Origin of the sequence: uncultured Oscillibacter sp. (assembly GCF_910584465.1) — a bacterium.
In the GTDB taxonomy this organism is placed as follows: domain Bacteria; phylum Bacillota; class Clostridia; order Oscillospirales; family Oscillospiraceae; genus Oscillibacter.
This window is the reverse complement of record NZ_CAJUBK010000094.1, coordinates 1-6,145: the sequence shown is the minus strand read 5'-3', so window position 1 is coordinate 6,145 and position 6,145 is coordinate 1. Positions and strand designations below refer to the sequence as shown.

General features: G+C 67.8%; 5 protein-coding genes. 3 read left to right on the top strand and 2 right to left on the bottom strand.

The genetic code is table 11. The features are described from left to right. A partial coding sequence (locus QZ332_RS12840; RefSeq protein ID WP_295766133.1) for an energy-coupling factor ABC transporter ATP-binding protein occupies positions 1-390 on the top strand: 390 nt, incomplete at its 5' end. Then, a complete protein-coding gene (locus QZ332_RS12835) occupies positions 390-1,310 on the top strand; it encodes a SufD family Fe-S cluster assembly protein (protein ID WP_295766135.1) in 921 nt (306 codons plus the stop codon). The genes QZ332_RS12840 and QZ332_RS12835, both read left to right, overlap by 1 nt. A gap of 78 nt (positions 1,311-1,388) precedes the next feature. On the opposite strand, the gene QZ332_RS12830 is transcribed toward QZ332_RS12835, so the two are convergent. Both QZ332_RS12830 and QZ332_RS12825 read right to left on the bottom strand, forming a co-directional pair. Further along, the gene (locus QZ332_RS12830; protein WP_295766131.1) at positions 1,389-3,053 is read right to left on the bottom strand and encodes a peptide ABC transporter substrate-binding protein; all 1,665 of its coding nucleotides are present in this window, start codon (positions 3,051-3,053) and stop codon (positions 1,389-1,391) included. A 246-nt stretch (positions 3,054-3,299) separates the two neighbouring features. Next, positions 3,300-4,073, bottom strand: coding sequence for an HAD family hydrolase (locus tag QZ332_RS12825; RefSeq protein ID WP_295766129.1), 774 nt, complete (start codon positions 4,071-4,073; stop codon positions 3,300-3,302). Positions 4,074-4,346: 273 nt separating this feature from the next. Between QZ332_RS12825 and QZ332_RS12820 the strand changes: the two genes are divergently transcribed. Beyond that, a partial coding sequence (locus QZ332_RS12820; protein ID WP_295766127.1) for an NAD(P)-binding protein occupies positions 4,347-6,145 on the top strand: 1,799 nt, incomplete at its 3' end.

The window sequence follows — 6,145 nt, the reverse complement described above, 5'->3', positions numbered from 1 at the left end:
TACCTCACCCGGGTGGGCCTGTGCGCCAACGACTACCTGGACCGGGAGGTGGACGCCTCCCTCTCCGGCGGCGAGGTCAAGCGCATCGAGATCGCCTCCATCCTGGCCCGCCAGGGGAAGCTGATGATCTTCGACGAGCCGGAGGCGGGCATCGACCTGTGGTCCTTCGCCCGGCTGACGGAGACCTTCGAGCAGCTCCACGCCGCCGGGGGCGCGACCATGATCGTCATCTCCCACCAGGAGCGGATCATCTCCCTGGCGGATGAGGTCATCGTGGTGGGCGACGGGCGGCTGCGCCACCGGGGGAGCCCGGCGGAGATCCTGCCCCAGATCTTGGCGGACACCCTGGGCGGATGCCCGGTCCTGCAGAAGGAGGCGGATGTATCATGATGGACACCGAGATCGACCGGGGCCTTTTGGAGAAGATCGCGGACCTCATCGGCAAGCCCGTGGGGGCGTTCAATATCCGGAAGGACTCCGGCTGTGACGGCCGCCAGTCGACGGAGCATATCCAGATCGTTTCCAAGGAGGACAAGCCGGGCATCGACATCCGGATCAAGCCCGGCACCAAGGGGGAGACCTGCCGCATCCCCGTCATCATCACGAAGCCCGGCCTCAGCGAGATGGTCTACAACGACTTCTTCATCGGCGAGGGGTGCGACGTGGACATCGTGGCCGGCTGCGGCATCCACAACTGCGGCGACCAGGATTCCCGCCATGACGGCGTGCACACCTTCTATGTGGGGAAGGGTTCCAAGGTCCGCTACACCGAGAAGCACTACGGTGAGGGCGACGGCAGGGGCGGCAGGATCATGAACCCCGAGACCGTGGTCTATCTGGAGGAGGGCGCCTCCATCCAGATGGAGAGCGTCCAGATCCGGGGCATCGATTCGACGAAGCGCACCACGAAGATCGTCTGCGGCAAGGACGCCGAGGCGGTGGTGACGGAGCGCCTGCTGACCCACGGGGAGCAGACGGCGGAGAGCGACATGGAGATCGTCCTGGACGGCGAGGGGGCCAAGGGCCGGGTGATCTCCCGGTCCGTGGCCCAGGACCGGTCCGAGCAGGTGTTCTATCCCCGGATGGTGGGCAACGCCCAGTGCTTCGGCCATGTCCAGTGCGACTCCATCATCATGGGGGAGGCGAAGATCAAGTCCATCCCCGCCATCACCGCCAACTGTACCGAGGCCCAGCTGGTCCACGAGGCCGCCATCGGCAAGATCGCCGGGGACCAGCTTTTGAAGCTGGAGACCCTGGGGCTCACCGAGGAGGAGGCCGAGGACTGCATCCTCAAGGGCTTCCTGGCTTGAGGGCGGTCACACCGAGGTATGTAAGGTATGTAAGGAAGGGAGCCCTGCCGTGAGGCAGGGCTCCCTTCGCGCTCTTTATTAAGTAGGCCGGGTGATGACGCCCGCGAAGCTGAACCAGCCCCTTGGGTCCCGGAAGGCCCCGGTGAGGGACTCGCGGAGCTCCCAGGCGGTGCCCTTGGTATACAGAGGGGCCAGGGCGTGGTCCATCAGCAGCAGGGCCTCCGCGTCGTGGAGGCAGCCCATGCGGGCAGTGCCGTCGGCGGCGCTGGCGATGATCATCATCAGGGTGTCATAGGCGGTGCTGTCATAGGAGACGTAGTTGTTCCGGACCCCGCTGGTCCAGGAGGTCAGGAAGCACTCCGCGTCGTTGGCCGAGGCGGTGAGCCGCAGCCCCGCCAGGGTATACTCCCCGGACCGCAGAGCGGGCATCAGGCTCCGCTCGTCCAGGCCCTTGGGCGTGACTTGGATCTTCAGGACCTCCTGCCACTGCTGGCAGAGGAGCTGGGCCACGGCGGCGTTGACGCCGCTCTCCAGATACAGGAACTCCAGTTCGCCGAAGTCGGCGCCGCTGGCGTAGCCGGCCTCCTCCAGCAGGGCGCGGGCCCGCAGGCAGCGATCCTCATAGCCCTCCGGGTCGTTGTCCAGCAGGGGGGAGCTGAGCTCACGGAAATCCCCCTCCTCGTTCTCCGGCACGCCGGGAGGGACCAGGCCCTCCGCCGGCAGGGCCGTGGCCCCCGCGGCCCCGGCGATGGCGGCGCGGTCGATGGCGAGGCTCAGGGCCTCCCGGATGGCGGGATCGGAGAAGAGCTCCGAATCACAGTTGAACAGGGCGGCGTAGGTCTCCAGCTGGGGGGACGGGGACCACTCCGGGTCCGCCGCCAGCTCCGTCAGGCGCGCGTCCGGCAGGGGCCACACGGCGTCGACGGTCTTGCTCTCGTAAAGGGACCACGCCTCCTCCGCCGACCCGGCGAAGTGGAAGGTGATGCTCTGCGGGCCGGGCTGGGCGGCGTAATAACGGCCGTTGGCCTCCAGACGGAGGAGGCGGCCCTCCTCCTGGGCGGCGACGGTGTAGGGGCCGTTGGTCACCAGCTGGGTGGGGTCGCCCGCCCACCAGGACTTGTCGCCGGAGGCGGCCTTCAGTTTCTGGACCACGTCCTGCCGCAGGGGCATGGTGGCGGGGGAGGTGCAGACCTCCTTCAAGAACCAGTCATAGTGCCCGTCCAGCACCACCACGAGGGTGTTGTCGTTCCGGGCCGTCACCTGGAGCAGGCTCATGTCCCCGGCGGCGCGGGCCTCCCGGAAGCCGCTGACCACCGAGAGGAGGTCTGCATAGCGGGAGCCGGTGGCGGGGTTGGCCAGGCGCTGCCAGGCGTAGACGAAATCCCCGGCGGTGACGGGCTGTCCGTCGGACCAGCGGGCGCTGCGGAGGCGGAAGGTATAGGTGACGGTGATGGCGCCGTCCTTGGCCTCCTCCTCCTGGTCCACGCTCTTGGCCATGCCGTTGATGACGCTGGTCTTCCCGGCGCTGTCCACGGTCACCCGCATGAGGTTCTCGTAGAGATGGGCCAGGACGGTCTGCCCGGAGATGTCCTCGGCGTAGATGGGGTCCAGGGAGCCCGGCGCGGAGCCTACGCAGGCGGACAGCGCCATGCCGTCGCTGTCCTTGGCGCAGCCGGCCAGCAGCGAGACGCACAGCAGCCCGGGCAGCAGCAGGGCGGTCAGGCGTTTGAGGGACTGTTTCATAAGACCTCCAAAGGCGGTCCGGAGGGGGCCGTCTCGTGTTCATGATGGGAGCCGTGCCGCCTCGGGCGGCTCAGACAGACCTATATTATAAAGAATTTTGTCCGCCTTGTAAAGGCGGACAGGGGAGATTGTCAAAAAAGTTCAAAAAGTGGAGGCCGGGACGCGGGGGAGGGGGACCGCCGGGACGGGCCCGGGGAGGAGCGCCCGCCCGGCCGCATCGCCGCGGTCCGGAAGGGCGGGAGGGGCTCACAGCGTCTCCAAGATCTCCGCCACGGTGCGGCATTGGACGGGGAAGCGCTGTCGGAGCTCCGGCGCGGCGCCCGCCATCAGGTAGGGGCGGCCCACCCGCTCCAGCATGGGGACGTCGTTGTAATTGTCGCCGAAGGCCATGACCTCCTCCAGGCCGATGCCCAGGGACTCGCAGAGCCGGGCCACGCCCAGCCCCTTGTCCGCCAGGGTGAAATCCAGCCAGACCTCTCCGGCCACGGCGCACCGGAAATGCTCCTCCCACTTGGGGAAGAGGGCCTGCCGGGCCCTGTCCAGCGTGCCGTTGGGGCAGTAGGCGGAGACCTTGATGATGTCCTCCGGCGTGTCCTCCGGGGCGGAGAGGAGGGCGGTGCGGTTGCCTAAAAACCAGCGGATCTGGTCCTCCACATCCGGGCCCTTGGGGCAGAGGTAGCAGACGGCGGCCCCGGAGATCAGCACCTCTGCCTCCGGCAGGGCGATGATGTCCCGGCACAGCTCCTCGGAGAGCCGCCGGTCCATGGCGGTCTTGCTCAGGATGGGGCCGGGGTCTCCGGGACCGTAGACCACCGCGCCGTTCTCGCAGAGGAAGGGCACCTTGTCCGCCACGGGGGCGAAGAGCTTCCGAAGGCTGGCGTACTGCCGTCCGCTGGCGGGGCAGAAGAGGATGCCCTCCTCCTCCAGGCGGCGGATGTGGCCGAAGATCTCCCGGGGGATGGCGGAGGCCCCGTTTTGCAGCAGGGTCCCGTCGATGTCGCTGGCGATGAGGCGGATCATATCGGTGCTCCTTCCATAAAGGGATCTTTCGTCAGGTCGAACAGGCTCTAGTATAAACCACCGGGAGGGGCAAAGCAAGCCCGGATCGCGTTTTTGAGAGGGGAGACCCGCCGCTGGAGGGAGGCTTTTGGACGTTACGAGACTTTTCATAAGGCCGATCTGGAGCTTTCGACGAAAAGATCGACGAAAAAATAACGTTTCTTGACATCCATGGTCCCTGCGCCCATAATAATATTTATGATACCAAAAAATTTTTTAGGAAGAAGGGTAGTCATGAGCAGACTGGAAGTGAAGACCCCCGGCCAGGCCCAGGCGGTGGTGGAGCAGCTCTACCGCAACATGGAGCGCCGGATCGCGGCCAGCCCACCGGGCCTGTGCCCGGTGGACATGGCGCTGAATTTCCTGGACCTGTGCCGGGCCCAGACCTGCGGCAAGTGCGTGCCCTGCCGCATCGGGCTGACCCAGCTCAGCAACATGATCCGGGAAGTGCTGGACGGCGAGCCGAACATCCGCATCATCGACCGGATCGAAAGCACGGCCCAGGTCATCGTGGACACGGCGGACTGTGCCATCGGCATCGACGCCGCCCAGCTGGTGCTGATGGGCCTCCGGGGCTTCCGGGACGATTATGAGGAGCACATCCTCCACCACCGCTGCCTGGGGAGCCTCAAGAACCCGGTGCCCTGCGTGGCGCTGTGCCCCGCCGGGGTGGACATCCCCGGCTACATCGCGCTGATCGGCGAGGGCCGCTGCGCCGACGCCGTGCGGCTCATCCGCAAGGACAACCCCTTCCCCACGGCCTGCGCCTACATCTGCGAGCACCCCTGCGAGGCCCGGTGCCGCCGGAACATGGTGGACGACGCGCTGAACATCCGGGGGTTGAAGCGCTACGCCGTGGACCACGCCGGGGACGTGCCGCAGCCCAAGCCGGCCAAGGCCACCGGGAAGTCCGTCGCGATCGTCGGCGGCGGTCCCGGCGGGCTCTCCGCCGCGTATTACCTGGCCCTCATGGGCCACAAGGTGGCCGTCTACGAGCGGCAGGAGCGGCTGGGCGGCATGATGCGCTACGGCATCCCCAGCTACCGCTTCCCCCGGGAGAAGCTGGACGCGGAGATCGCTTCCATCCTTTCCCTGGGCATCGAGGTGCATACCGGGGTCGACGTGGGCACCGACATCTCCTTCGACAGGCTGAAGCAGGAGTACGACTGCCTCTACCTCTCCATCGGCGCGCACACCGACAAGAAGACCGGCATCGAGGGGGAGGACAGCCTGGGCGTCGTCTCCGCCGTGGAGCTCCTGCGGCACATCGGGGACAACGAGATGCCCGATCTCACCGGGCAGAAGGTGGTGGTCATCGGCGGCGGGAACGTGGCCATGGACGTGACCCGCTCCGCCATCCGCCTGGGGGCGGAGAAGGTGACCTGCGTCTACCGCCGCCGCCAGGAGGACATGACGGCCCAGGCCGAAGAGGTGGAGGGCGCCATCGCCGAGGGCGCGGAGGTGCTGACCCTCCAGGCCCCCCTGCGCATCGAGGCCGGCGAGGACGGCCGCGCCGCGGCCCTGTGGACCCAGCCCCAGATCATCGGCGAGATGGACAAGGCGGGCCGCCCCCGGCCCAATACCGCCGCCGTGGAGCCCCTGCGCATCCCGGCGGACACGATCATCGTCGCCATCGGACAGGGCATCGAGACCCGGGGCCTGGAGCAGACGGGCATCAAGATCCAGCGGGGCGGCGCGCTGCTGGCGGAGTCCAGCACCCAGCTCCCGGACATGGTGGGCGTCTTCGCCGGAGGCGACTGCGTGACGGGCCCCGCCACCGTCATCCGGGCCATCGCCGCGGGGAAGGCCGCCGCCGCCAACATCGACGAGTACCTGGGCTTCGACCACGCGATCGAGTCCGAGGTCAAGGTCCCCACCCCCCGCTGCACGGACCTCCGCCCCCGCGGGCGGGTCGACGCCACCGAGCGGGACGCCTGTGAGCGCAAGGGCGACTTCCAGTGCATCGAGTGCGGCATGACCGACGAGGAGGCCGGGCAGGAGTCCTCCCGGTGCCTGCGGTGCGACCACTTCGG

Excerpts from the sequence above, each read along its gene's own strand:
- QZ332_RS12835 (WP_295766135.1), top strand. The coding sequence starts at position 390 with ATGGACACCGAGATCGACCGGGGCCTTTTGGAGAAGATCGCGGACCTC.
- QZ332_RS12830 (WP_295766131.1), bottom strand. The coding sequence starts at position 3,053 with ATGAAACAGTCCCTCAAACGCCTGACCGCCCTGCTGCTGCCCGGGCTG.
- QZ332_RS12825 (WP_295766129.1), bottom strand. The coding sequence starts at position 4,073 with ATGATCCGCCTCATCGCCAGCGACATCGACGGGACCCTGCTGCAAAAC.